Source organism: Streptomyces sp. NPDC053513, from assembly GCF_044544765.1.
Classification (GTDB): Bacteria; Actinomycetota; Actinomycetes; order Streptomycetales; family Streptomycetaceae; genus Streptomyces; species Streptomyces litmocidini.
In genome coordinates this window covers 254,251-278,769 of sequence record NZ_JBITXP010000009.1, presented here as the reverse complement: position 1 = coordinate 278,769, position 24,519 = coordinate 254,251, and the positions used below count along the sequence as shown (strand labels likewise).

At 70.7% G+C, this 24,519-nt stretch carries 24 protein-coding genes and 1 tRNA gene; 2 read left to right on the top strand and 23 right to left on the bottom strand.

Annotation, left to right across the window (positions count from 1 at the left end; translation table 11 throughout):
* Positions 1–38: 38 nt before the first annotated feature.
* From prfA to ACIGW4_RS18435, 10 genes are all read right to left on the bottom strand, one after another.
* Positions 39–1,115 carry a peptide chain release factor 1 gene (gene prfA / locus ACIGW4_RS18480; protein WP_359588267.1) on the bottom strand — a complete coding sequence of 359 codons (1,077 nt, stop codon included), beginning with the start codon at positions 1,113–1,115 and terminating at the stop codon, positions 39–41.
* A 96-nt stretch (positions 1,116–1,211) separates the two neighbouring features.
* Positions 1,212–1,430: a 50S ribosomal protein L31 gene (gene rpmE / locus ACIGW4_RS18475; protein ID WP_030321069.1), complete on the bottom strand. Its 219-nt coding sequence runs from the start codon at positions 1,428–1,430 to the stop codon at positions 1,212–1,214.
* A gap of 133 nt (positions 1,431–1,563) precedes the next feature.
* Positions 1,564–2,658: an LCP family protein gene (locus tag ACIGW4_RS18470; RefSeq protein WP_123455405.1), complete on the bottom strand. Its 1,095-nt coding sequence runs from the start codon at positions 2,656–2,658 to the stop codon at positions 1,564–1,566.
* Positions 2,659–2,863: 205 nt separating this feature from the next.
* Positions 2,864–4,885, bottom strand: a complete 2,022-nt coding sequence (rho, locus tag ACIGW4_RS18465; RefSeq protein WP_399581546.1) for a transcription termination factor Rho — start codon at positions 4,883–4,885, stop codon at positions 2,864–2,866.
* A gap of 416 nt (positions 4,886–5,301) precedes the next feature.
* Positions 5,302–6,219 (bottom strand): homoserine kinase, encoded by a 918-nt coding sequence (gene thrB, locus ACIGW4_RS18460; RefSeq protein WP_093874080.1) that lies wholly within the window; start codon positions 6,217–6,219, stop codon positions 5,302–5,304.
* 294 nt (positions 6,220–6,513) lie between these two features.
* Positions 6,514–7,584: a threonine synthase gene (gene thrC / locus ACIGW4_RS18455; protein WP_359588263.1), complete on the bottom strand. Its 1,071-nt coding sequence runs from the start codon at positions 7,582–7,584 to the stop codon at positions 6,514–6,516.
* 6 nt (positions 7,585–7,590) lie between these two features.
* Complete coding sequence (locus ACIGW4_RS18450; protein WP_185094632.1) at positions 7,591–8,883, bottom strand: homoserine dehydrogenase; 1,293 nt, start codon at positions 8,881–8,883, stop codon at positions 7,591–7,593.
* A 142-nt stretch (positions 8,884–9,025) separates the two neighbouring features.
* Positions 9,026–10,417, bottom strand: coding sequence for a diaminopimelate decarboxylase (gene lysA, locus ACIGW4_RS18445; RefSeq protein ID WP_123455402.1), 1,392 nt, complete (start codon positions 10,415–10,417; stop codon positions 9,026–9,028).
* Positions 10,418–10,431: 14 nt separating this feature from the next.
* Positions 10,432–11,394, bottom strand: a complete 963-nt coding sequence (nrtL, locus tag ACIGW4_RS18440; protein ID WP_399581542.1) for an ArgS-related anticodon-binding protein NrtL — start codon at positions 11,392–11,394, stop codon at positions 10,432–10,434.
* 70 nt (positions 11,395–11,464) lie between these two features.
* Entirely contained in the window at positions 11,465–11,941 is a 477-nt protein-coding gene (locus ACIGW4_RS18435) for a response regulator (protein ID WP_123455400.1), read from the bottom strand.
* A 160-nt stretch (positions 11,942–12,101) separates the two neighbouring features.
* Here ACIGW4_RS18435 and ACIGW4_RS18430 point away from each other — a divergent pair.
* Together ACIGW4_RS18430 and ACIGW4_RS18425 are read left to right on the top strand one after the other, a co-directional pair.
* Positions 12,102–12,173, top strand: a tRNA-Arg gene (locus ACIGW4_RS18430).
* 320 nt (positions 12,174–12,493) lie between these two features.
* The gene (locus ACIGW4_RS18425; protein WP_399581539.1) at positions 12,494–13,765 is read left to right on the top strand and encodes a PIN domain-containing protein; all 1,272 of its coding nucleotides are present in this window, start codon (positions 12,494–12,496) and stop codon (positions 13,763–13,765) included.
* Positions 13,766–13,880: 115 nt separating this feature from the next.
* On the opposite strand, the gene ACIGW4_RS18420 is transcribed toward ACIGW4_RS18425, so the two are convergent.
* The 13 genes from ACIGW4_RS18420 to ACIGW4_RS18360 form a co-directional block, all read right to left on the bottom strand.
* A complete protein-coding gene (locus ACIGW4_RS18420; RefSeq protein ID WP_399581537.1) occupies positions 13,881–15,350 on the bottom strand; it encodes a tyrosine-type recombinase/integrase in 1,470 nt (489 codons plus the stop codon).
* Positions 15,347–15,517: a helix-turn-helix transcriptional regulator gene (locus tag ACIGW4_RS18415; protein ID WP_376317246.1), complete on the bottom strand. Its 171-nt coding sequence runs from the start codon at positions 15,515–15,517 to the stop codon at positions 15,347–15,349. Before ACIGW4_RS18415 ends, ACIGW4_RS18420 begins: the two co-directional genes overlap by 4 nt.
* Positions 15,518–15,871: 354 nt before the next feature.
* Positions 15,872–17,851, bottom strand: coding sequence for a DUF3987 domain-containing protein (locus tag ACIGW4_RS18410; protein ID WP_399581533.1), 1,980 nt, complete (start codon positions 17,849–17,851; stop codon positions 15,872–15,874).
* A gap of 86 nt (positions 17,852–17,937) precedes the next feature.
* A complete protein-coding gene (locus ACIGW4_RS18405; RefSeq protein WP_399581531.1) occupies positions 17,938–18,396 on the bottom strand; it encodes a hypothetical protein in 459 nt (152 codons plus the stop codon).
* A 4-nt stretch (positions 18,397–18,400) separates the two neighbouring features.
* On the bottom strand, positions 18,401–19,009 hold the full coding sequence (locus ACIGW4_RS18400) for a hypothetical protein (RefSeq protein WP_399581528.1): 609 nt from the start codon (positions 19,007–19,009) through the stop codon (positions 18,401–18,403).
* A gap of 15 nt (positions 19,010–19,024) precedes the next feature.
* Complete coding sequence (locus tag ACIGW4_RS18395) at positions 19,025–19,219, bottom strand: hypothetical protein (protein WP_033206753.1); 195 nt, start codon at positions 19,217–19,219, stop codon at positions 19,025–19,027.
* Positions 19,220–19,242: 23 nt separating this feature from the next.
* The gene (locus ACIGW4_RS18390; protein WP_399581525.1) at positions 19,243–19,494 is read right to left on the bottom strand and encodes a hypothetical protein; all 252 of its coding nucleotides are present in this window, start codon (positions 19,492–19,494) and stop codon (positions 19,243–19,245) included.
* A 139-nt stretch (positions 19,495–19,633) separates the two neighbouring features.
* Positions 19,634–21,859, bottom strand: coding sequence for a cell division protein FtsK (locus ACIGW4_RS18385; protein WP_399581523.1), 2,226 nt, complete (start codon positions 21,857–21,859; stop codon positions 19,634–19,636).
* A gap of 76 nt (positions 21,860–21,935) precedes the next feature.
* Positions 21,936–22,271, bottom strand: a complete 336-nt coding sequence (locus tag ACIGW4_RS18380) for a hypothetical protein (protein ID WP_399581521.1) — start codon at positions 22,269–22,271, stop codon at positions 21,936–21,938.
* Positions 22,268–22,918 carry a GGDEF domain-containing protein gene (locus ACIGW4_RS18375; RefSeq protein ID WP_399581518.1) on the bottom strand — a complete coding sequence of 217 codons (651 nt, stop codon included), beginning with the start codon at positions 22,916–22,918 and terminating at the stop codon, positions 22,268–22,270. The genes ACIGW4_RS18380 and ACIGW4_RS18375 overlap by 4 nt, the downstream gene beginning before the upstream one ends.
* Positions 22,915–23,931, bottom strand: a complete 1,017-nt coding sequence (locus ACIGW4_RS18370) for a DUF2637 domain-containing protein (RefSeq protein ID WP_399581515.1) — start codon at positions 23,929–23,931, stop codon at positions 22,915–22,917. Before ACIGW4_RS18370 ends, ACIGW4_RS18375 begins: the two co-directional genes overlap by 4 nt.
* The gene (locus ACIGW4_RS18365; RefSeq protein ID WP_399581512.1) at positions 23,928–24,119 is read right to left on the bottom strand and encodes a hypothetical protein; all 192 of its coding nucleotides are present in this window, start codon (positions 24,117–24,119) and stop codon (positions 23,928–23,930) included. The genes ACIGW4_RS18370 and ACIGW4_RS18365 overlap by 4 nt, the downstream gene beginning before the upstream one ends.
* On the bottom strand, positions 24,116–24,409 hold the full coding sequence (locus ACIGW4_RS18360; protein ID WP_399581511.1) for a hypothetical protein: 294 nt from the start codon (positions 24,407–24,409) through the stop codon (positions 24,116–24,118). Before ACIGW4_RS18360 ends, ACIGW4_RS18365 begins: the two co-directional genes overlap by 4 nt.
* Positions 24,410–24,519: the final 110 nt, after the last annotated feature.

Genomic DNA, 24,519 nt, shown 5'->3' with positions numbered 1-24,519 from the left:
CCTCCGTGGTGCGGGGGTGGGGCTGGCTTGAGGGGGCCTTACGCTGCGGCGAGCTTCGCCGCCGAGTCGGCGTCGACGCACGCCTGGATCATGGCGTCCAGGTCGCCGTCGAGGACCTGGTCCAGGTTGTACGCCTTGAAGCCGACGCGGTGGTCGGAGATGCGGTTCTCCGGGAAGTTGTACGTGCGGATCTTCTCGGAGCGGTCGACGGTGCGGACCTGGCTGCGGCGGGCGTCGGCGGCCTCGGCCTCGGCCTTCTCCTGGGCGGCGGCGAGGAGCCGGGAGCGCAGGATGCGCATGGCCTGCTCCTTGTTCTGGAGCTGGCTCTTCTCGTTCTGGCAGGAGGCGACGATGCCGGTCGGCAGGTGGGTGATGCGGACCGCGGAGTCGGTGGTGTTGACCGACTGGCCGCCGGGGCCGGACGAGCGGTAGACGTCGATGCGCAGGTCGTTGGCGTGGATCTCGACGTCGACCTCCTCGGCCTCGGGCGTGACGAGCACGCCGGCGGCGGAGGTGTGGATGCGGCCGGCGGACTCGGTGGCGGGCACGCGCTGGACGCGGTGCACCCCGCCCTCGTACTTGAGTCGTGCCCAGACGCCCTGGCCGGGCTCGGTGGCGCCGTTGCCGCCCTTGGTCTTCACGGCGACCTGGACGTCCTTGTAGCCGCCGAGCTCGGACTCGGTGGCGTCGATGATCTCGGTCTTCCAGCCGACGCGCTCGGCGTACCGCAGGTACATCCGGAGGAGGTCGCCGGCGAAGAGGGCGGACTCGTCGCCGCCCGCGCCCGCCTTGATCTCCAGGATGACGTCCTTGTCGTCGCTCGGGTCGCGCGGGACGAGGAGCAGGCGGAGCTTGTCGGTGAGCTCCTCCCGCTGCTTCTCCAGCTCCTTGACCTCGGCCGCGAAGTCCGGGTCGTCGTGCATCAGCTCGCGGGCGGTCTCGATGTCGTCACCGGTCTGCTTCCAGGACCGGTAGGCGGCGACGATCGGGGTCAGCTCGGCGTAGCGCTTGTTGAGCTTGCGCGCGTTCGCCTGATCGGCGTGGACCGACGGGTCCGCGAGCTTCTTCTCGAGGTCGGCGTGCTCGCCGACCAGTTCCTCGACCGCCTCGAACATCGGGGGCTCCTGGGGTTTTCGTCAGTTGCTACGGGACGGCAAAGCGCCGGTCCCGGCCGCCCGCGCGGGGCGGCCGAGGACCGGCGCAGGGGCTCGCTACTTGGCGGAGCCGGCCTTGCCGAAGCGGGCCTCGAAGCGGGCCACGCGGCCGCCGGTGTCGAGGATCTTCTGCTTGCCCGTGTAGAACGGGTGGCACTCGGAGCAGACCTCGGCACGGATGGTGCCCTCGGTGAGGGTGCTACGGGTGGTGAACGACGCGCCGCAGGTGCAGCTGACCTGGGTCTCGACGTACTCGGGGTGGATCTCGCGCTTCAAGGTGTCTCCTAGTTTCGGGAGGGCGCCGGGTCGCCGCCGCGGGTTGCGGACAGCGTGAACCGGGGCCGACGTACCAGTCTGCCAGGACCGGCCGCATCTCCCAAAACGGGGGGCGGCCCGGAGGTATTCCCGGCTACCTCACGAGGCCGTCGGCCTTGCCGGTGGCGGTGTCCTTCGTGGCCGACGCGGGGATCGGCAGGTCGCCCTCGAGGGCCTTCCAGACCTGCCGGGACTGCGCTTCGAGGGGGACGACGCGGTTGGGGTCCCGGGGGTCGTACTCGACGGGCAGGGTGACCATGTGGACGTTCCCCGCGCCGATGCCGGAGAGGCCCTTGGCGAAGCCCATCAGCTTCTGGACCGAGTCGAGTTCGGAGTCGGGCGTGATGGCCTTGGTGGCGGCGTCGGCGAGGCCGTACAGCTTGGCCGGGTTGGTGAGGACGCCGACGCTCCTGACCTGGTCGATGAAGGCCTTCATGAAGGCCTGCTGGAGCTGGATGCGGCCGAGGTCGCTGCCGTCGCCGACGCTCTTGCGGGTGCGGACGAGGCCGAGGGACTGCTCGCCGTCGAGGGTGTGCGTGCCCGGGGCGAGGTCGAGGTGGCTCTTGGAGTCCTTGATGGCCTGCGTGGTGGTGATCTCGACGCCGCCGAGCTCGTCGATGAGCTTCTTGAAGCCGGTGAAGTCGACCTCGATGTAGTGGTCCATGCGGATGCCGGACATCGACTCGACGGTCTTGACGGCGCAGGCGGGGCCGCCGACCTCGTACGCGGTGTTGAACATGGCCCGCCGCTCGCCGGGGACGGCGGCCCCCTGTCCGTCGGTGCAGGAGGGCCGGGTGACGAGGGTGTCGCGGGGTATGGAGACGACGCTCGCCTTCTTGTGGCCCTCGTAGACGTGCACGACCATCGCGGTGTCGGAGCGGGCGCCGCCCTCGTCCTCGCCGTACGCGCGGTTGTCGCCGGAGCGGGAGTCGGAGCCGAGGACGAGGATGTCGAGGGAGCCGTTGTCGACGTTCTCGGGGCGCTTGTCGCCGAGCTGGGCGTTGATGTCGACGCCCTGGAGGTTGCCGTCGAGCTTGAGGTACACGTAGCCGAGGCCCGCGCCGCCGAGGACGAGGATCGCGGCGGCCCCCGACATCAGGATCGGCGCCTTGCGTCGTCCGGCGGGCTGCTTGCGTCGGCGGCCGCTGCCCGCGCCCCGCGCGCGTCCGCTCTTGCTCTGCTCGGTCATCGTCTTCCCTCAGCCCTAGGATTCACCTTCTGTGACGGCGAAGCACCCGAAAGGGTTGCATGCGGGCCTGTGAGGTTTGGGCGGGCTCCGACCGGAAACGCCACTGCGCCCACCGTGCGGACACGGTGGGCGCAGTGGTTCACGCAGGTCACGACGGGGTTACGGGATCGGGGCCCGGCTCTCGTCGTGTGACGCGGCTCTCACGTCAGTCGTTGTTGCCGGCTCCAGGGGTGGTCTTCTGGATCTGGAGCAGGAACTCGCCGTTCGACTTCGTCTGCTTGAGCTTGTCGAGCAGCAGCTCGATCGCCTGCTGCTGGTCGAGCGCGTGGAGCACGCGACGCAGCTTCCAGGTGATGGAGAGCTCGTCGCTGCCGAGGAGGATCTCCTCCTTGCGCGTGCCCGAGGCGTCGACGTCGACGGCCGGGAAGATGCGCTTGTCGGCGAGCTTCCGGTCGAGCTTGAGCTCCATGTTGCCGGTGCCCTTGAACTCCTCGAAGATCACCTCGTCCATGCGCGAGCCGGTGTCGACCAGCGCGGTGGCCAGGATGGTCAGCGAGCCGCCGTCCTCGATGTTGCGCGCGGCACCGAAGAAGCGCTTCGGCGGGTAGAGCGCGGTCGAGTCGACACCACCGGACAGGATGCGGCCGGAGGCGGGCGCCGCGAGGTTGTACGCGCGGCCCAGACGGGTGATGGAGTCGAGCAGGACGACCACGTCGTGACCCAGCTCCACGAGGCGCTTGGCGCGCTCGATGGCCAGCTCGGCGACGGTGGTGTGGTCCTCGGCCGGACGGTCGAAGGTCGAGGAGATGACCTCGCCCTTGACCGACCGCTGCATGTCGGTGACCTCTTCCGGACGCTCGTCGACCAGGACGACCATCAGGTGGCACTCGGGGTTGTTGTGCGTGATCGCGTTGGCGATCGCCTGCATGATCATGGTCTTGCCGGTCTTCGGCGGGGCCACGATCAGACCGCGCTGGCCCTTGCCGATCGGCGACACGAGGTCGATGATCCGCGTGGTCAGCACGCCCGGGTCGGTCTCCAGGCGGAGCCGGTCCTGCGGGTAGAGCGGGGTCAGCTTGTTGAACTCCGGGCGGCCGCGGCCGGAGTCGGCGGCCATGCCGTTCGCGGAGTCCAGGCGGACCAGCGCGTTGAACTTCTCGCGGCGCTCGCCCTCCTTCGGCTGACGCACGGCGCCGGTGACGTGGTCGCCCTTGCGCAGGCCGTTCTTGCGGACCTGGGCGAGGGAGACGTACACGTCGTTCGGGCCGGGCAGGTAGCCGGAGGTCCGGATGAACGCGTAGTTGTCGAGGATGTCCAGGATGCCCGCGACGGGGATCAGGACGTCGTCGTCGGCGACCTGCGGCTCGCCGGCCTGGAAGTCGTCACGGCCACGACGGCCGCGACGGTCGCGGTAACGACCGCGACGCCCGCGACGGCCGCCCGCCTCGTCGTCGTAGTCGTCCTGCGGACCGGCCTGCTGGCCCTGGCCGCCCTGGCCCTGGCCACCCTGGCGCTGGCGCTGGCCGCCCTGGCCGCCGCCCTGCTGCTCGTCGCCCTTGCGGTCGCGCTGACGGTCACGGCGGTCACGGCGGTCGCCGCGCTCCCCGCGCTCGCCCCGCTCGCCGCGGTCGCGACGGCCGCGGCCCTCGGCGCCGTCCGCGGCGGCCTCGGCCTTGGCGTCGGCCTGCGGCTCGGCCTTGACCTCGCGGGTCTCGGTGCGGGCCTCGGTCTTGACGACCTGGACGGCCTCGGCCTTGGCCTCGCCCTCCGGGGAACCGGCGGGGGCGGTGGCACGACGGCGACGGCGCTCGCCGGCCGGGGCGTCGTCGGCCGCCGGCTGGCCGGGGATGTCGATCTGCTGCTGGGCGACGGCCTTCTCGGCCTTCTCCGCCTGGGGCGCGGCGGCCTCGGCGGCCTCGCCCGTGCGGGCCTTGGAGGTGGCGCGGCGCTTCGGCTTGGTCTCGGCGGCGTCGGCGGCCTTTGCGGGGGCGGAGCCGCCACCGGCCTGCGCCTCCTTGATGACCTCGATCAGCTGGCTCTTGCGCATCCGCGCGGTGCCCCTGATGCCGAGGCCGGACGCGACCTGCTGCAGCTCGGCCAGGACCATGCCCTCGAGGCCGGTGCCGGAGCGGCGGCGCCGTGCGGTGCCGGTGGCACCTGCGGCGGGCGCGGCGGTGTCGACACTGTTGTCGGCAGTCACGCCCATCAGATCGGTGGTGTCGCTCACGAAGGGTCCTTCCCTGGAGCGGACGTCGGCCATCTGGCTCGGCGACCGGTTGTGCTGTCCGGCAGGGTCCTGGTTCGTGGACCGTGTCCGGGGCGGTGGTCCCGCCGGGTACGGCGGAGAGAGAAAACGTGCTGTGGGTCCGGCCCGAGCGCCCCCTGCTCGGCCCTCACTGCAGAAGAGCGAGGGGTGTCGTGCCGGTTCCGGAGCATGCTCGAAACTGCTCAGGCAGGCTGCTCAGGCAGTTGGGGAGGCTCCCGGAAGAAGGGTGGTCCCTGATGGGGACACTCCGCACCGCTCCACAAAGAGGTCGGGTGCAGACTTGAGGTTAACACTACCGGCTCCAACAAACATTCCCCCTCTCCCTCACCGGCAATCTCCTGTCCGAGGCGCTGCCCGGCGCCCCGGCCGCCGCACGCCTAGGGCGCCAGCGGCAGGACACTCGCTCCGGACGCGTCGAGGTCGAGCCGGTTCGCGGCCCAGCCCTCGCCCGCGAGGCGGGCGACCTTGTCGGCCGTCCCGTGTTCGGCCAGCGCGAGGACCGTGGGGCCCGCGCCGGAGATGACCGCGGGGACGCCGTCCGCGCGCAGCCGGTTCACGAGGGCGATGCTCTCCGGCATCGCGGGGGCCCGGTACTCCTGGTGCAGCCGGTCCTCGGTGGCCGCGAGCAGCAGCTCGGGGCGGCGGGTCAGGGCCTCGACGAGGAGGGCGGCGCGCCCGGCGTTGGCGGCGGCGTCCACGTGCGGGACGGTGCGCGGCAGCAGTCCGCGGGCGGTCTCGGTCAGTACGGGCTTTCCAGGGACGAAAACCACCGGAACGATGGAATTCGAGGGGTCCATCCTGATCGCCCGCGCGGCACCGGCCTCGGTCCAGGCGAGCGTGAAGCCGCCGAGCAGACAGGCGGCGACGTTGTCGGGGTGGCCCTCGATCTCGGTGGCCAGCTCCAGGAGGGCGGCCTCGTCGAGCTTGGCGTCCCCGCCTATGGTCACGGCGCGGGCGGCGACGATGCCGGCGCAGATGGCGGCGGAGGAGGAGCCGAGGCCGCGGCCGTGCGGGATGCGGTTGGCGCAGACGACCTCGAGGCCGCGCGGCTGACCGCCGAGCAGGTCGAAGGCCGTGCGCAGGGAGCGTACGAGCAGGTGGCGCTCGTCGCGCGGGAGCGTCTCGGCGCCCTCGCCGGCGATGTCGACGTGCAGCCCGGAGTCGGCGACCCGGACGACGACGTCGTCGTAGAGCCCCAGCGACAGGCCGAAGGCGTCGAAGCCCGGGCCGAGGTTGGCGCTGGTGGCGGGGACGCGCACCCGTACGGCGGCGGCGCGGAACGCTGGACCGGCCATCGCTCGTTGACTCTCCTTGATCACGAAAACGGTGTTTCAGACAACGGGTATTCAAGAGAAGTACTCGGGGACCCGGGGGCCGTTTCGGCCGCGGGGGCGACAACGGCAACGACACCGCGCATATGCGTCGGGGCGGGTTCGGTACAGCCTATCGAAGGAAGGTTCTGTGGCGACATAGGGCGCACAGGAGGCGCACGATGCGTGTCGCGAGCCATCCTGTGCGCCTATGTAGGTTCCTGATCGGGTTTCACCCGATCAGGAACCGGTGGCCCTGGCCGTTTTCAGACCGGGCTTTCAGGCCAGGCCGAGACGCTCGGCGGCGGTCGCGGCGTCGACCGGGACGGTGACCGGCTGCGGCGCGCCGGCGACGGCCCAGTCGGGGTCCTTGAGGCCGTTGCCGGTGACCGTGCAGACGATCCGCTGGCCGGGGTCGACCTTGCCCTGCGCGGCGGCCTTCAGCAGACCGGCGACCGAGGCGGCCGAGGCGGGCTCGACGAAGACGCCCTCCTGGGCGGCCAACAGGCGGTAGGCCTGCAGGATCTCACGGTCCGTCACCTCGTCGATGAAGCCGCCCGACTCGTCGCGCGCGGCGATCGCGTAGTCCCACGAGGCCGGGTTGCCGATGCGGATCGCGGTGGCGATCGTCGACGGGTCCTTGACGACCTCGCCGCGCACGAGCGGGGCGGAGCCGGAGGCCTGGAAGCCCCACATGCGCGGGCGGTGGGTGGCGAGGCCGTCCTCGGCGTACTCGCGGTACCCCTTCCAGTACGCGGTGATGTTGCCCGCGTTGCCAACCGGCAGGACGTGGATGTCGGGGGCGTCGCCCAGCATGTCCACGATCTCGAACGCGGCGGTCTTCTGGCCCTCGATGCGGACCGGGTTGACCGAATTGACCAGCGCCACCGGGTAGTTCTCGGAGAGGCTGCGGGCCAGCGTCAGGCAGTCGTCGAAGTTGCCGTCGACCTGGAGGATCTTCGCGCCGTGCACGAGGGCCTGGCCCATCTTGCCCAGCGCGATCTTGCCCTGCGGCACGAGGACGGCCGAGACCATGCCGGCGCGGACCGCGTAGGCCGCCGCCGAGGCGGAGGTGTTGCCGGTGGAGGCGCAGATGACCGCCTTGGCACCCTCCTCCTTGGCCCGGGTGATGGCCATGGTCATGCCCCGGTCCTTGAAGGAGCCGGTGGGGTTGGCGCCCTCGACCTTGAGGTGCACCTCGCAGCCCGTGCGCTCGGAGAGGACCTGAGCGGGGACGAGCGGCGTGCCGCCCTCACGGAGCGTGACGACCGGCGTCGTGTCCGTGACCGGAAGGCGGTCCCGGTACTCCTCGATGATGCCGCGCCACTGGTGGGTGCCCTTGTGGGTCATGGGTCCTTACTCCCCTTCAACACGCATGATGCTGGCGACACCGCGCACGGTGTCGAGCTTGCGCAGCGCCTCGACGGTCCCGGAGAGGGCGGCGTCGGGCGCGCGGTGGGTGACGACGACGAGGGAGGCCTCGCCGTCCTTGCCCTGCTGGCGCACCGTATCGATGGATACGCCGTGCTCGGCGAAGACCGTCGCGACCTGGGCGAGGACGCCCGGCTTGTCGGCCACGTCGAGGCTGATGTGGTACCGCGTGACGACCTCGCCCATGGAGCTCACGGGCAGCTGGGTGTACGCGGACTCGCCGGGGCCCGTCGCCTCGTTGAGACGGTTGCGGCAGACGGCGACGACGTCGCCGAGCACGGCCGAGGCGGTCGGCGAGCCGCCCGCCCCGGGGCCGTAGAACATGAGCTGCCCGGCGGCCTCCGCCTCGACGAAGACGGCGTTGTACGCCTCGCGGACGGAGGCGAGCGGGTGGCTGAGGGGGATCATCGCGGGGTGCACGCGCGCGGTGACGGACCCGCCGTCTGCGGCCCGCTCGCAGATCGCGAGCAGCTTGATGGTGCAGCCCATCTGCTTGGCGGAGGCGAAGTCCGCGGCGGTGACCTCGGTCATGCCCTCGCGGTAGACGTCGTCGAGGCGCACGCGCGTGTGGAAGGCGATCCCGGCGAGGATGGCGGCCTTGGCAGCGGCGTCGAAGCCCTCGACGTCGGCGGTCGGGTCGGCCTCGGCGTACCCGAGGGCGGTGGCCTCGTCCAGGGCCTCCTGGTAGCCGGCGCCGGTCGAGTCCATCTTGTCGAGGATGAAGTTCGTCGTCCCGTTGACGATGCCCATCACCCGGTTGATCTTGTCGCCGGCGAGGGACTCGCGCAGCGGCCGGATGAGCGGGATGGCGCCGGCGACGGCGGCCTCGTAGTACAGGTCCTGCCCGTGCTGCTCGGCGGCGGCGTACAGGCTCGCGCCGTCCTGGGCCAGCAGCGCCTTGTTGGCGGAGACGACGGAGGCGCCGTGCTCGAAGGCGGTGGTGATGAGGGTGCGGGCCGGCTCGATCCCGCCGATGACCTCGACGACGACGTCGATGTCCCCGCGTTTGACCAGGGCGGTCGCGTCGGTGGTGATCAGCTCGGCGGGGACTCCCCCGCGGACCTTGTCGGGCCGGCGGACGGCCACGCCGGCGAGCTCGACCGGCGCGCCGATGCGCGCGGCGAGGTCGTCGGCGTGCGTCGTCATGATGCGCGCCACCTCTGAGCCGACTACTCCACAGCCCAGCAGCGCCACCTTCAGCGGACGCGTACGCATCATCCGACCTCGTTTCTCGTACTACTTCGTCGTCGTATTTCTACGGTGGAACCAGTCTCACTCACCGGACGGGGGTTTCCGCCCTCCGTCCGGATCCTGAGACATCTATTTCATCACTCGACTATTTCACCACGCGACGATTTCCTCAGCCGACGTCGAGACGCAGGAGATCTTCCTCCGTCTCGCGCCGGACGACGACCCGTGCCTCGCCCTCGCGGACGGCGACGACGGGCGGCCGCAGCGCGTGGTTGTAGTTGCTGGCCATGGAGCGGCAGTACGCGCCGGTGGCCGGCACGGCGATGAGGTCGCCGGGCGCCAGGTCGGAGGGCAGGAAGGCGTCGCGCACGACGATGTCGCCGCTCTCGCAGTGCTTGCCGACGACGCGGGAGAGCATCGGCTCGGCCTCGCTGGTCCGCGAGACGAGGCTCACGCTGTACTCGGCGTCGTAGAGCGCGGTGCGGATGTTGTCCGACATGCCGCCGTCGACGCTCACGTACGTCCGCAGCCCTTCGAGCGGCTTGACGGTGCCGACCCGGTAGAGGGTGAAGGCGGTGGGTCCGACGATGGCCCGCCCCGGCTCCACGGAGATACGGGGAGTCCGCAGCCCGGCGGCCTCGCACTCCCGCGTCACGATCTCGCTGAGCGCCTTGGCGATCTCGTGCGGCTCGCGCGGGTCGTCCTCGGAGGTGTACGCGATGCCGAGACCGCCCCCGAGGTCGATCTCGGGCAGTTCGACCCCGTGCTCGTCCCGCACCTCGGCGAGCAGCTGGACGACGCGCCGCGCGGACACCTCGAAGCCGGCCATGTCGAAGATCTGCGACCCGATGTGCGAGTGGATGCCGATGAGCTCGAGGCCGTCCAGCTTCAGCGCCCGGCGCACGGCCTCGGCGGCCTGCCCGCCGGCGAGCGCGATGCCGAACTTCTGGTCCTCGTGGGCGGTGGCGATGAACTCGTGCGTGTGCGCCTCGACGCCGACGGTCACCCGGATCTGCACCCGCTGGCGCTTGCCGAGGGACTGGGCGATGTGGGCGACCCGCACGATCTCCTGGAAGGAGTCGAGCACGATCCGCCCGACCCCGACCTCGACGGCCCGACGGATCTCGTCCTCGGACTTGTTGTTCCCGTGGAAGGCGATCCGCTCGGCGGGCATCCCCGCGGAGAGGGCGGTGGAGAGCTCCCCCCCGGAACAGACGTCGAGGTTGAGCCCCTCCTCCTTGAGCCACCGGACGACGGCCCGGGAGAGGAAGGCCTTCCCCGCGTAGAAGACGTCGGCGTCCTTGCCGAAGGCCTCGGCCCAGGCGCGGCAGCGGGCGCGGAAGTCGTCCTCGTCGAGGAAGTAGGCGGGCGTGCCGAACTCCTCGGCGAGGGCGTCGACGCCGATCCCGCCGACGGTGACGACCCCGCGCGCGTCCCGGTCCACGGTCCGGGACCAGACCTTGGGGTCGAGCCGGTTGAGGTCGGCGGGCGGAGCGGAGTAGTGCCCCTCGGGCAGGACATCGGCGTGACGGGGCCCGGCGGGGTGGGCGGAACGGCTCATGACGACTGGCTCTTTCAGATCTGGTCGGGTGCGCTGATGCCGAGCAGGGACAGGCCACCGGCGAGCACCGTCCCGGCGGCTTCGGCGAGCGCGAGCCGGGAGCGGTGGGCGGCCGAGGGTTTCTCGTCGCCGAGGGGCAGCACGGTGTGCTGGAACGCGAGCAGCGCGTCGGCGGTGGCTTCCAGGTGCCGGGCGACCCGGTCGGGGGCGCGGTGGCGGGCGGCGGCGAGGAGGACGACGGGGTGGTCTCCGAGGACGCCGAGAAGCTCGGGAGCGTGGATGTCGGTCTCGTACGAAGGGGTGAAGCCGAGCTGCGCCGCATTGACGAGCAGCCGCTTCACGCGCGCGTGGGCGTACCGGACACGGAAGAGGGGGTTGCGCTCGTGCTGGACGAGAAGGGGAGCCCCGTCGAGAACCCGATCACGGGCCGCGGCCCGCAACAGGGCCCACCGGGCGGCATCGACACCGAAGGCACCGGGCCGGTACTCCCCACCCCTCACGTGGATCCGCTCGTCCCCGCCGAAGGCGGCGTCGGCCCCCTGACTCCGGAGCAGCCGCAGCACGACGTCGGTCACGACCGCGGCGCGCCCCGGGGGCACCTCGGCGAACCGCACGACGGTCCCGGCGAGGGCGGTGCCGTGGCCGTACGCGGCCCCGGCGTCCCGAACGGCCCGCACGAGATCCCCGCCCACGTCACCGCGGAGGGTGAAGTTCAGGAAACCGGGCCCGGTGATCTCGACGGCGAGGATCCCGGGGGCTCCCAGGAGCCGCTCCTTGAGGACCTCGGCGACATCGAGCGCGCTGCGCCCGGCGGGCCGGGCGAGCCCGAGGGCGACGTTGCTGGCGTACTCCCCGGTCCCACCGGGCCGGGCCCGCTCCACCTTCACGCGGGAGGGGACGTCGACCCGCAGCGCACCGTCGTCGACCGCACGGCGCACGGCGTGCTGCACGGTGAGGGAGAGGTCCGCGGGGGTCACGGGACCAGCCTAGGGGAGGAGGGGGGGCGGAACGCGAACCGGTTTCGCCATGCGGGACCGCGCCCTCAGATCACCTGGCGCGCGCTCCCGGCACGTCGACGCACCGGGCACCCTGCTCCTGCAGCCCCTCGACTGCGGCAGGTTCCTCTCCCCCGTCGGGGCCGGCCGCCTCGGGACGCTCCCGCCGCTCGCGGTGCATCAACTGCCGCACCACGCGCACGAGCTCCGAGGGCTCGAAGGGCTTGGCGAGAAAGGCGTCGGCCCCACCGGCTTCGTGCTCGCCGCAGGCACTGATGATCGCCACCGGCAGATGACTGGTCCGCGGGTCGGCCCGCAGCCGCTCGGCCGTCTTGATCCCGTCCAATCGAGGCATGACGACGTCCAGGGTGACGACATCAGGACAGACCTGATGCACGACATCCAGACACTCGGCACCATCGGCCGCGGTCACGACCTCGAACCCCTCGAGTTCGAGATTGACCCTGATCAACTGGCGGATCACCTTGTTGTCATCGACAACGAGCACCCGACCGGACACGCCTGACACACGAACGAGAGTAGGCCGCCCCCCACAGCCGCGTCCGGGTTTTACCCACTTCTGACCCGTGCGGGGGACGGACCCCCCGGTGACGCCCCGGAAATACCTGTTCACAGGCACGCCCGAAGAGCTGGTAGGGTTCTACCCGTCGCCGCGAAACGCAGCGGACGCCCCCGTAGCTCAGGGGATAGAGCAACGGCCTCCGGAGCCGTGTGCGCAGGTTCGAATCCTGCCGGGGGCACTCCAGCTCGGACAGCGTGATCAAGCCGCTGACCTGCTGAAGTGCTGAAGATGAAGGGTCGGACTCAGTCTCACTTAGTCCGACCCTTCATCGTTGTCTGTCACTGGTCGCGCGTGAGCGGCGCGTGGGCCGGCAATCGACCACAGCCTTGCCTCTCCGGCTCAGGATCAACTCGGCCAGGCACCCCCACTCGGTGCGGGACGGCGTCGTCGCCCCCTCGATGCACAGCTCCCGCAAAGAGGAAACTCTCCTACCTTGATGATCAGAAGTTGAGAGGGTGACCGTACGACTCGGACCCGAGGGAGACGGAGCCACCCGCTTTGATCATTCTGGACGCGAACATCCTCAAGTCGACCTCGCTGCGGAGTCCCGCCGCTGACATGCTTCGCGCGATCCGCGCCGCGAAGGTGGAGCGAATCGCGGCGCCATGGATTGCCATGGAGGAGATCGCCGCGCAGCAGGTCTTGAGCTACCAGGGGAAGCACGACGCGGCCGTGGAGGCGGTGAATACCCTACGCAAGGCCACCCCTTGGGCAGACATCGTGCACCCTAAGCGGTTCGACGACGAGCACGTGCGCAAACACTGGCGGTCACGGTACTCGGAGATCGCGGATGTCATCGAGACGTCCGCCTCCGTCTACCAGATGGCTATGTTCCGCGAGACGAACCTCCTCGCTCCCTGCAAGACCGTCAACAGCGGCAAGAACAAGACTGGCGCCCGAGATGCCGCGATATGGCTGACGGCCGTCGAGTACGCCAGGAGGCACCCGACGGAGACCGTCTATTTCGTTAGCAACAATACGGAAGACTTCGGTGACGGCACGTCCTTCCCCTCGCCCATGGATAAGGACCTCCGCGGTCTGGAGACCCGATTCTTCCTCTTCACCTCGCTCGACGGCGTTCTGACGAAGTTCGCCACCGAAGTTGACGCAGATGTTGAGGACGTTCAGACGCTCCTGAGCACTGCCGAGAGCCATGCGACGGTCTTGGAGGCGGCCCGGGGCGCGAGCCGGCGCTTTCGAATGGTCAACGGATCGCTGCTGTACGAGGACGGAATGCGCGGGACGCTGAGAAGCGCTCGGGGCTGGGAACCCCAAGCAGTTGCTCTCGATAATGTTGCGGAGGTCAGCGCCCGCGAGATCGACGGGCATAAGTGGTTCACGGCGTCCGTGCGCTGGCTGTTTGCTGAAGACGGGCATCAAGTTCGCCGGTACGGCCGGCAGTGCGACAGGGTCGCCTACGCCTGGGAGACGCGTGTCATGCTGAGCCCAACGGCCTCGGAAAGCGGCCTGACGATTCTCGACTCGAAGCGTCCTAGCCCTGTCAGCATGGACGACATCCCTAACGTTCCGGTCATCGTCGAGCCTGAGGAACTTTCGGCGCTGTGGGAGGCAGAACGCGCTGGTGAATTCTCAGAGGCTCCCGTGCAAGTTCGGCAGATCTTGCACGCCCTGAGGGAAAGAAGGGCCGACCACGGCACTCTGGAACGGGTACTGCGTCTCATGGCCGATAGTGATCACGCTTCGGCCTACAGGTTGCTGCTAAACGCAGCAAACGATCTCAGCGAGGGGGACGCTGAGGAAGTGCCGTAGCGGCAATGAACGGCTGAGGGGCGATCGGCCGCTGGTGTTTAACCATGGGATGTCGTGAGCGCAGCCGCCCCTAAGGGCTGTCCCGCAACCCGGCGCAGGGGGCACGGGACAGCCCTTAGTCGGGCACCCCGTTCCACCCCATCGCGAACTCGATCTTCCTGTTATTCAATTCCTCGTGGCCGTCAATGCAGCCCTCGTACCTGCGATGGATGACCTCGGGAGAATTGCCCGCCCTGCGAGCTACCTCCGCCACAGGGACTCCAGCATTGAGCCAGTTCGTGATGCATGTATGGCGCAGGTCGTACGGCCGGTGCGCCAATGGGGAATCGACCCTGTCTGGAGAGAGGGCGAGCGGCCGGGCGTCCTGCCAGACCCTCCAATAGCTGGAGGTGCCGAGGACTCCGCCGCGCTCGTTTGCGAAGATCCGACCATCCCTCGCCGTGCCGAACTCCGCTATGTGGTTGCGAAGCATCGCAACCAGAAGGGGCGGGATGGGGACCGGACGATCCGCCTTGGGCCCGCGGGACTTGAGGCCGCGCTTGTCGTGGCGCTCGCCCGAGTCCGTCCACTTCTTCCCCGACACCGGCCGCGTCTCCCTCAGCGTGAGGGTTCCCCACCCGGTGTCGGGGAGGTGGCAGTCCTTCTCTCTGAGGCCGACCGCCTCGGCCGGTCTCATCGCCGCGTAGAGCTGGCAGGCAAAGAACGCGACCAGGCGGCGACCGCGGTTGCGGTGGACGGAGCCTACGTACGAGACCGCCGTCAGCAGCTCAGCGCCCTGGACAGGATTCACCAGAACTCGGGGGTCGACGACGTCGCCCTTCGCGGGCCCGGAGCGCTTGAGCCCATGGAGTGGGTTCTCCTCCAGATACCCGCACTCGATCGCGTACTCCATCGCCGTGTTGAAGCCGCGGCGCCGGCGCTTGTACGTCTCCCCAGCCGCCGGAGTGTCGTCCAGCTTGAAGGAAAGCCGGTACTGCACATCCCGGACCACCTTCGGGTCCATGAGGGCCGACAGCCGGAGCGAACGGTGCTGAAGCCACTGGCAGGCCGCAGCCAGCTCGCGCGGCGGGTCCTCCTCATGGTGCGCCGGAACGACCGCCCACCGCATCGCGAGTCGGATCTCCTCCGGCTGCGGCGCCTTCTTCCCAGCCTCCACCATCGCGAGCGCCACCGTGGCGAGGCTGTCGGCGAGGCCTTCCCGCGTCTTGGCCGCCGCCGTGCGCCATCGGCTCGCCATGTACTCGCGGCTGAAGTCCCACCACGACGGGTCGGAGCGCTGGTTCTCCTTCGCGGCTGCGGCTCGGAGTTCGGACTCCGGGAGCCCGGTCTCGACATCGAAGGCTTCGCCCCTTCGCATCGCTTGCCACAGTTCGGAGCGGCGGCTTTCGGCGAGAGTGGCCGTGGCGAAGCTGGCCGTCTTCACCCGGCCGGCGACCTTCCAACGGAGTTGGTACGGCGCCTTCTTGCTGCGTACCTGGCTGACCTTCCACACCCTGACGTCGGTGGAGAGTATGGCGGCCTCGGAAACGGGCGGGCGCCCACTGTTGCGAGCGCCCGTCGTCGTGCTGGTCTTGCGGTGGGTCACGCTGCGTCCTCCAGCGTCTCGATCCAGCGCTCCAGCTCGGAGCGGCGGATGCGGACGGAGCCGTTCGGGAGCTTGATCGACCTGGGGCCCTTCTTCAGCTGACGCCACCTGTAGAAAGTCGCACGGGGTACTCCGATCTCCTCCACGACCTGGTCGATGGTGAGCATCTCGTCACGCGCCATGGGCTCGGGTCCTCCTCATCTGGCTGAGCAGTACGGGACTGACGGGCACCGCAAAAACCGCGGAGGCCGCAGATTGCAGCGGATCTGAGGTCTGACCTGCGGCTTTGGGAGTGCGGCAGTGGCTGCCGCAAAAGTCTCGGGAATCGCCACAGAAACCGGTGCCGATGGGTACGGCGGGACGCCCCGGGAGCAGAGTGCCCATTACTGCGGATGTTTCAGGGACTTCTGCGGCAACGACGCCGAGGAACCGTCGCCGCAGGTGGGCGGGGGCGGCCGGGGTCTTCTGCGGGTTCTGTGATTTGCGCGGCAAGGGGCCGAGGCAGGAGAGCACGCGGTGGCTCACGCCTGAGCCCCTCGCACGCAGGGGTGGATGAAGTAGCGGGGCGCTGGCGGGCGGCCTCGCTTGCCGGTCCGGGGCGGAGTCTCGATCCGGATGTAGCCGTGGTCCTCCAGGACGGCGGCGGCAGGCTCCAGCTCGGCGACCGTGGGGAAGGCGGAGCGCGATACCTTGCTGAACAGGTCGCGTCGGCTGACGCTCTCCCAGCCGTTGTCCTCCAGGACCGACAGGAGGGTACGGGCGCGGGCGAGAGTGGCATCTGCGCCCATCAGGTCGAAGACGCTCAGAGCGTGGGCAGTGAAGTAGTCCGCCAATTCGATCGCGGACTGCATGGTCGCCGCGCTGATGGGTTTGTTGGTGCCGCCGTCGATGTGGTCGGCCAGGTGAAGGAGCCCGGCGATGCGGGCCGTGGCACCGATGACCTTGCCCGCCCACTTGCCGATGTGTCCGAGACGTCCGCCCTTCGTCCGCAGCTGCGGCTCGATGCGTTCCGCGTATGCGACCAGGGCAGCGTCAGCCTCGGCGCCCACCTGGACCACGAGAGGATCAGTCCAGTCCGCGAGCTTGAGCGTGAGAGCGAAAACGTTCCGCTCGTACGTCGCCGCCACGGCGGGCGGAACGGGTTCCGGGTCGATCTTCCGGTAACCGACCAGGGATTCCGGCAGGCAGTAAAGGAAGCGGGCGAGCAGGCCGCGGCCGTCGAAGCCGCGGTTCTTGCCGATGTCCTCCAGGACGCTGGGCTGGACGGCGAGCCCCATGGTGAGCGCGGGTGCCTCGATGAACTCCTGGCGGGTCCGGCGGTCGACGCGCAGCCGGTCGCCGGCGTGGCCCTTGAGGAAGACCTCCATGTTGGGGACGCCGGAATACCGCCCGGCGATGATGTCGAAGATGCCGCCCTCGGCGGACATGACCGCGAGCCGGCCGCCCTGCTCGGCGAGCAGGGTGGTGACGGTCTCGGGGGTGGCGTCGTCGGCGAGGAGCCGCGGGCGCGGCGGCACGGTCAGGGACTCGGCGGTCTGGGCGAGGCCGATCGCCTCGGCCACCAGGTTGTCCCGCTCGGGACCCTCGGCCTTGGCCGCTTGAGCGGCGGCCTTGTCGGCGGCCTCGCGGGCCATGCGGGCGGTGACCTCGGCCTCCACGATCGTGAGGTTGGAGCCCTCCACGAGCGTGTTCTCCGCCTCGTAGAGCGGGGCGGTCATGGCGGCGAAGACGGCGGACTTGCGGTTGGCCGGGCCGAGGGCGACGACGACGAAGAGGTTCGTGGGCTCGCGCCATCGCCCTCGCACCTGGACGACGGCCCGGCCGCCGGCCGCGGTCGCGAGGACGGAGAGGGCGAGGGCGCCCGCGAGGTCCACCGGCGTCTGGGTCTCCTCGGCGAGCGCGATGACGAAGTCCGAGACCCAGCCGGGCAGGGCCTGGACGGGGAACGGCGGCAGCTTCGGCTGCCGGTCCAGCGGAATCGGCTCCGGCCAAGCGGCCGGGACGGTCGCGGCGCCGAGCGCGAGGGCCTCGCGGAGGTCGTCCTCGGTGGCCTCGGCCGACATGCCGGCCTGGACGATGCGGGTGCCGACCTCGATGCTCCGGCGGCGCCGGGCGAGGTCGTGGACGATCTCGGCGTAGTAGGTGGCATTGGCCGTGGAGGGCACGGCCTGGATGAGGGTGTGGAGGTAGGGCCGGCCGCCCGCGCGGACGAGTTCGCCGGTCTGCTCCAGGTGGTGCCCGAGGGTGATCGGGTCCACGGGCTGGCCCTGGGAGTGCAGGGCGAGGATCGCGCGGTGGATCGTCTCGTGGGCGGGCACGTAGTGGTCGGCCGGGTCCATCGAGCCGTTCACGTCGCCGATGACGCCGGGCGCGAGCATGAGCGCGCCGACGACGGCCTGTTCGGCTTCCCGGTCGTGCGGTGCCATCCGCTCCGTGCCGTCGGGCACGCTGTGCAGCGGCACCACGGGGGCGTACTGCCCATGGGCGGGCTCAGGTGTCATGCTGGGGTTTCTCCTGTTTCTGTCGAAGGGACGGAGAGCCGGGGCGGTCGCGGTCTTGTGGTGAGAGGCGACCGCCCCGGGCACAGCTACTTCTGCTTGAGCCACCGCTCGTACTGCTGGCGGACGTAGGCGCGGGGGTCGCAGATGACCGTGGCGTCGTCGGTGACCATGAGGCGGCGGGCCGCCGCGGTGGCCATCTCCGCCGCGTCGGTGCGTACGCGCTCGCTCTCGTCGCCCAGCGCGATGCGGTCCAGGAGTGCGGCCTTGCGGAGCCAGAACTCGCGGCTGAGGCCCTTGCCGAACGGCTTGTCGGCCGCGGTGCCGGCGGTCCAGCCGACCTCGCTGATGACGCTCGGGGCGAGCGCGTAGGCCTCTTCGGGCGTCGGCCACCGCTCGGCCCGCAGGTCGGCGGTGAGGTAGAGACGCTCGCGCTTGCCGTCGCGGTTGACGTACTGGCGTACGGCGCCGGTGGTGAAGGCGTCGCCGAGCGCGGCGGTCACCCGCTCGGTGTCGTCGGGGTCGCAGATGACGCGGATCTCGAACATGGGGTCAGTGCTCCTTGGTGGTCTCGGTGGCGGGGAGTTCGGGCAGTCCGGCGCGGGTGAGGGCCTGCGGGTCGAAGCCGGGCAGGGCCGCGCGCGTGAGCAGGGCGGTGGCGAGCTGCTCGGCGTAGAGGGCGCCGGTCCGGGCGGCCTCGATCTGGGCTCCGGCGCGCAGGGCTTCCACGCGCTCGATGTGGGCGTGGTCCTCACGCCGCTCGACGGTGCGGCGCTCGTAGGCGGTGGTCTCGCGGCGGGCGGTGCGCCAGTAGCGGGCGGCGAGGCCGTAGGCGACGGCGGTGGCGAGCACCCACAGCAGGAGCGGAAGGGACAACCCGTCGGCGTATCCGGCGACCCCGGCGAAGGCGAGGCCGCCCGAGGTCGCGAACGCAGCTCCGGCGAGCGTGCTGTCGCCGCGGTGACCGGCCGCAGCGAAGGCGCCGGCCGTGGCCGCCCCGGCGGCGAGAACGACCATGAGGGTGGCGTTGCCGATGGAGTGTTCGGCGCCATTGGCGTTCCAGATCCGGCCGAGGACCAGGACCGTGGACGTCGCGAGGGCGGGGGCCACCTTCGGCGTGGCCGTGGTGAGCCAGTGCGGGGCGGTGATCGGCTCGTTCATCGTGGACTCCTTCGGCTAGTTGGCGAGGTCGGAGAGGGCCGTGGCGGAGGACTGGACGAGGTTGGCGATCGGCTCGTACGCGCCGGTCCCGGCGGCGAAGAACCCGAAGAGGAAGAGCACGATGGCGGCGCCGGCGCCGGAGGACTTGCTCTTCACGGCGAAGGCGGACGCGGCGCCGAAGAGCAGGACGGCGGAGATCTCGAAGTTCATGTCAGGCTCCTGTCGTTGCGGGGTCAGCGGGTGCCGTCGCGGTGGAGGCGGGCGGCGATGTTGAACAGGTGGCGGCCGACGCGGATGCGGATGCCGTGGCCCTTGCAGCGGCGGCAGGTCTTGCCGCGCTTGGGCTTGCCCTTGCGGTCCGTCGTGAGCGCGAAGCCGAGTCCGTTGCACTTGCGGCAGTTGCCGAACGGCGAGGCCACACACAGGGCGATGTAACCGAGTGTGACGGCGAGCAGGAGTGCGCTAGCGGCGAGGAAGGGGGTCATCGGGGGCCTCTCCGGCGGTTTTCGGGGTATGCGCAGGTCAGCCCGCTAGGAACTAGCGTGCTGATCAGATGCGGTATGGGGTGCTAGCGGTGCCGCTAGACCTAGCGGGGCTTGCTGCTAGGTCTAGCGGCGATCCGCGTCAGCTCGCGTCCCGATTTCCGTCACATTCCGTGATGACAGCGGAGATGCGGGAACGCTCGATGCCGCGCCGGTTGGCGCCCTTGCCGCTCTCGGTCTTGCCCCACACCTGGGTGGTGGAGATGCCGTGCGGCTTGAGGGCGGCGGCCAGTCCCTCCGGGTCCCAGCCGCCGTAGACGTCGGGGCGCAGCTCGGCGAGCCGGGCCACGACGACTTCGGACCAGACCTTGGGCTCCTCGGCGGGGACGACGGCGAGGATGTCGCGCAGCAGGTCGTACGCGCTGGTCTCGCCGGTCTCGAACGACTCCCCCATCGCGTGGCCGGAGAGGGTGCCGGCCTGTTCGCGAAGCTTGCGGGCCCGCAGGCCGATGGTCTCGGCGGTGGGGGCGTCGACGTAGACGGAGGAGACGATCCGGGCGTCCGCTCCTTCACCGACGAAGTAGTGGATGCCCTTGTCCTTCCAGGAGAACATCGTGGCCCGCACACCCCGCTTGTACGAGGACGTGCCCAGGACCATGTCGTTCTCCAGCTGGCCCATGACCTTCAGGCAGAACCGGGCCGACGCGTTCGCGCTGATGCCTGTCGGCAGGGCCTTGGCGTCGGGGCGCTGGGTGGCGAGCAGCAGCACGATGCCGGTGGCCGGGCCGCGCTTGACCAGGTCGGTGCAGATCTCCTCGAACTCCGCCCCGTACTTGGGGTGCTCGAACCACACCTGGCACTCGTCCACGCCGACGACGATCGGGTGGAGACCCAGGTTCTTCATGTTCGCCAGCTCGCTGGTCACCTTCGACTCCGGGCAGATGTCCCGGGGCAGGGAGCGGATCATCTTCGCCCGGCGCCGCAGCTCGTCCCGCAGTTCCCGCAGGTCGGCGAGGGCGTACTCGATGTCCTCGTCGTCGTCCCCGGCGCGGTGGCGGTGCGAGACGCGCTCGCCGACCGGGTCCAGGTCGCCGGTGCCCTTGAGGTCATAGGTGTGCAGCTCGGCCCGCGGGTCGAGAGCCGCGATCAGGAGCAGCAGGCGCAGGAGGAACGTCTTGCCCATGCGGGGGATCGCACCGATGACGGCCGCGATGTACATGAGCGTCATCTCCACCCAGCGACCGCGCTGGTCGGTTCCGAAGGCAACCGGCTTGAACAGGTCCGTGGCCCCGCTCTTGAGCAGCGGCCACACGGGCTTCCGCGCGGTCGACATGTCCTGGTCGCCGACCCACAGCACCAGGTGCCCGGTGTGTTCTTCCGGTACGGCCTCGGGCCAGACGCAGCCCAGCGGGCGGCGCAGACCGGACGCGAGCTTGTCCCGGCGCTCGATCACGTCCGTGACGGTCACGCCGTACGGGAGATCGCCCTCCGCGCGCCAGCCGGGCCCGTCGCGGGTGATCGGGGCGGTGAACGTGAACCCGTCCCGGCCCTTGCCCTGTGCTTGGTTGATCGCCGGGATGCCGAGCGCCCCCAGCGCGCGCAGGACGATGTCGCTGGTGAGCTTGGGCGCCTTGGTGACCTCCACGGCCCGGTTGATGACCGGGGCATCGGCCTGGCCGCCGGCCGACCCGAGGGCGAGCAGCAGCGCGCCGACCGAGACGACTTGGAGCCAGCCGGGGGCGAGGACGTAGAGGGCGAGCGCGGTGCCCATGCCGACGAGTGCGGCGAGGGTGGCGACCAGGGTCCGCAGCCGGACCCGGCCGTCACGCTGCCGGGACAGCTTGAGGTACTCCGCCGCGTCCTCACGCCGGACGGCGGCGAGTCGGACGGGCTCGCCCTCGCGGTCCGCGACCCAGCGCATCGTGCCGCCGACGAACTTCGCCGCGCCCCGCGGGGCCTGGAGCGCGAGGCGCCCGGCGTAGACCGGGGAGCGGAGCGCGTGGTACCCGGCGAGGTGGGCGTAGTGGCTGGCGACCCAGCGGGCGGCCGTCTTGAGTTCGGTCGTCGACCGCAGCCACGCGGGGACGATCCGTCGCCGCTTCGCGCCCGCGAGTCGGCCGAGGTATCCGGGCCCGGCGAGCGCCGGACCATCGACCAACCGGCGGGCCGACGGGTCGCCCGACTCGTCGGCCGACTCGTCCGTGTGGGAGTCGGGCGACGCGTCGGCGGTGGAGTTGGCCGACTCGGTGCGGGCGGATCGGGCCTTGTCGAGGTCGACCACATCGGCCCCGGAGTCGGGCGACCCGGTAGTGGCCATGTCGGCTTCGAGTCGGTCGAAGAAGTCGTTCTCGTCGTCGGGGTGCTTCACTGAGACTCTTCCTTCTCTCGGGAGGGATGGCGGGGTCCGGCCGCTGCTTTGGTCGGTCGTGACCGGACCCCGTGACTCACAGGTCGAACAGGCCGCCCTGGTCGTCGCCGGGCGCCACGGCGGTGCGCTGGGCGGCCCGGTGGGCGGCGGTGAAGCAGGGCGGGCACCAGGCGCGCAGCTCGCTCGCGGGCAGGGTCGCGGCGGCGAGCTCGGTGGTCAGCGGGTCGGCCGCGGCGGCCATGAGGCGGATTGGGCCGCTGTGCTTGCCCGCGTGGCGGCCGTGCTCGCGGGTGCAGCGCCCCTCGCCCTTCGTATGAGGCTGTCCGCATGCGCCGGCGCACTGGCAGCGGTGCTGTGCAGCCTCCATCACGGTGTGGAAGAGGTCGGCGGCGGCGAGCGGGCCCGGCGTCATGCCGCCGCCCCCACCGCCGGTGCCCCGGTCGGGGCACCTCGGCGTCCCGACCGGCGGCCGGTGACCGCCGAGAGCAGCCGACCCAGCCGGGCTCCCTTGATCCCGGCGCGGCTCTGCTTGGCCGTGTACATGGCCTCATCGGCCCGGCCGAGGAGCGCGGAGAGGTCCTCACCGGGGAAGTCGGCGGCGCGGACCCAGCCGAGGGACACCGTGGTGGACACGTGCGGGTTGGCCTTGTCGGCGGGGCGGGCCAGTACCCCGTGAAGGACGGCGAGTAGGTCCGCGACGGTGCCGTCGGTGTCCAGGACGACGGCCGCGAACTCGTCGCCGCCGAGGCGCCCGGCGACACCGTTCGGGCCGACGTAGTGGGCGAGGCGGTCGGCGGTGGCCTTCAAGAGGGCGTCGCCGGCCGCGTGGCCCTGACGGTCGTTGATCTGCTTGAAGTGGTCGACGTCCGCGAGGACGACCACCGCCCTGTCGTCGCGCAGGAGCGCGGCGGCCCGGCGAGTGAAGCCCTCACGGGTCCGCAGCCCGGTCAACGGGTCACGACGGGCAGTGCGGAGCCGACGGCGCAGCCACAGCACGTGGCCGGACCATCCGGCCGCGAGCGGGCCGGTAGCGGCGAGGATCGTGGCGAGCGTGTTCATGCGGCGACCTCCTCGGCCGTCTCGGCGGACTCGTCCGTGTCGCTGCCGTCCTTCGTCTCGACGGAGTGGAGCTCCGGGCGACTGGCTCGTTCGGCGAGCAACTCGTCCCGCAGAACGCGAGAGTTCGCTGCCGAGCAGTGCAGCGCGGTCCGGATCGCTTCGGCGTTGATCCCCGCCAGCGGCCAGTCGGCGGTCAGCTCGCGGGCCTCGGCCAGCAGCTCCGCCGCCGAACGCGGCGGTTTCGCTCCGTTGGGCTTCTGGCGGGTGGTGCGCTTGCGCGGCTTCCGCTCGTCCTGTTCCTCGGCCGGCGGCGGCACGGCGGGCTCCTGCTCCGGCTCCTCCACGGCCCCGCCGGGGGCAAGCTCCCCGAGCCGCAGGAGGACGCGCTCGCGACGCGGGGTCTTCGACCTCCACCGCCAGCCGTAGGTCTCACGCAGGTCGGCGCGGGCGAGCTGCCGCTCCTTCTCGCGGGAGAGCGCGTCGGCGTAGGAGGTGATTTCCCAGAGGGTCATCCGGCGCCACAGCGAGAAGGTGGAGGGGAAGGCGAGCAGCCACCGCGAGGCCCGGATCTTGTCCATCCGACGCCCGGTCGCGGCCCCGATCCGTACGGCGTAGATGTGGGCGCCGATCTCGGAGAACACCACCCACAGCAGCGGCATTGTGCCGTGCGCGAGCTTGGCCCACATGCCGTGCCCGGCGGCCACGTTCAGGCCGCAGGTGATCAGGGTCAGGACCCAGGGGACGAACCGCACCCATGCGAGGGCCATGTCCATCCGGATCAGCAGGAGGTTGGCCACCGTGAACACCGGAATGGCCACGTCGATGCCGACCGGCAGCATCCACGGTTCGCCGAATCCCCACCGCAGGGCAGCGGCCGATACGGCGTCGAAGGAGGAGATGAGCCCGAGTGCTCCGACGCCGGCCGCGGCGAGCGCGCCGATACCGGCGAGGCCCATCTCCGGACGCGTCAGCGGCGGCACCGCCGACCGCTCGTTGGTGATCGCGGTCGTCATCGCGCACCGCCGAAGAGCTTCCGGTTCCGAACCGCCCAGCCGATGTGCTGGATGAGGAACCCGAGAACCGCCGCGGCGAACAGCCACGCCTGATGGTCCGCAACAGCTCCGGCGGCGCTGCCCACCGCGATCAGCGAGCCGAGCCAGACGAGAACCAGCTCCGGGCCCCAGGGCACCCTGGCGCTCATGCCGCCGCTCCCTTCCGGGAACGGGAGCGGCGGGCCGCCGGCCGTACCAACGGGAGGACGTTGAACAGCTCCGGCGCGAACGCCTCGATCGCCTCGGCGGCGACTCGGCTCACCTCGTCCGGCAGGTTCGGGTTGTCCGCGAGGATGTCCCGCGCCGCGTCCAGACGGGCCGCGCGCTCCTCCTCGCTCTCGCCCTCCACCCCGAGCCACAGTTCCACCGGGGTGCCGAGGGCGAGTTCCACGAAGTCGTTGGTGCTGACGGCCTGATGGCCGCCGATGTACGTACGCATGGCTGATCGCTCCTGCTTCTGTCGAAGGGGCACCGGTGCGGCCTCGGTCCGTGGTGAGAGGCAGCCGCTCCGGTGCGGTGGGGTCGGAATGCTCCGGCTCCCCTCGGCCT

Coding starts and splice junctions, on each gene's coding strand:
- ACIGW4_RS18405 (WP_399581531.1), bottom strand. CDS start 18,396: ATGTTCGAGATCCGCGTCATCTGCGACCCCGACGACACCGAGCGGGTG.
- prfA (WP_359588267.1), bottom strand. CDS start 1,115: ATGTTCGAGGCGGTCGAGGAACTGGTCGGCGAGCACGCCGACCTCGAG.
- ACIGW4_RS18450 (WP_185094632.1), bottom strand. CDS start 8,883: ATGATGCGTACGCGTCCGCTGAAGGTGGCGCTGCTGGGCTGTGGAGTA.
- thrB (WP_093874080.1), bottom strand. CDS start 6,219: ATGGCCGGTCCAGCGTTCCGCGCCGCCGCCGTACGGGTGCGCGTCCCC.
- ACIGW4_RS18390 (WP_399581525.1), bottom strand. CDS start 19,494: ATGACCCCCTTCCTCGCCGCTAGCGCACTCCTGCTCGCCGTCACACTC.
- ACIGW4_RS18360 (WP_399581511.1), bottom strand. CDS start 24,409: ATGCGTACGTACATCGGCGGCCATCAGGCCGTCAGCACCAACGACTTC.
- ACIGW4_RS18365 (WP_399581512.1), bottom strand. CDS start 24,119: ATGAGCGCCAGGGTGCCCTGGGGCCCGGAGCTGGTTCTCGTCTGGCTC.
- ACIGW4_RS18415 (WP_376317246.1), bottom strand. CDS start 15,517: ATGCTCACCATCGACCAGGTCGTGGAGGAGATCGGAGTACCCCGTGCG.
- thrC (WP_359588263.1), bottom strand. CDS start 7,584: ATGACCCACAAGGGCACCCACCAGTGGCGCGGCATCATCGAGGAGTAC.
- ACIGW4_RS18380 (WP_399581521.1), bottom strand. CDS start 22,271: ATGACGCCGGGCCCGCTCGCCGCCGCCGACCTCTTCCACACCGTGATG.
- lysA (WP_123455402.1), bottom strand. CDS start 10,417: ATGAGCCGTTCCGCCCACCCCGCCGGGCCCCGTCACGCCGATGTCCTG.
- ACIGW4_RS18470 (WP_123455405.1), bottom strand. CDS start 2,658: ATGACCGAGCAGAGCAAGAGCGGACGCGCGCGGGGCGCGGGCAGCGGC.
- ACIGW4_RS18375 (WP_399581518.1), bottom strand. CDS start 22,918: ATGAACACGCTCGCCACGATCCTCGCCGCTACCGGCCCGCTCGCGGCC.
- ACIGW4_RS18395 (WP_033206753.1), bottom strand. CDS start 19,219: ATGAACTTCGAGATCTCCGCCGTCCTGCTCTTCGGCGCCGCGTCCGCC.
- ACIGW4_RS18410 (WP_399581533.1), bottom strand. CDS start 17,851: ATGACACCTGAGCCCGCCCATGGGCAGTACGCCCCCGTGGTGCCGCTG.
- ACIGW4_RS18370 (WP_399581515.1), bottom strand. CDS start 23,931: ATGACGACCGCGATCACCAACGAGCGGTCGGCGGTGCCGCCGCTGACG.
- ACIGW4_RS18400 (WP_399581528.1), bottom strand. CDS start 19,009: ATGAACGAGCCGATCACCGCCCCGCACTGGCTCACCACGGCCACGCCG.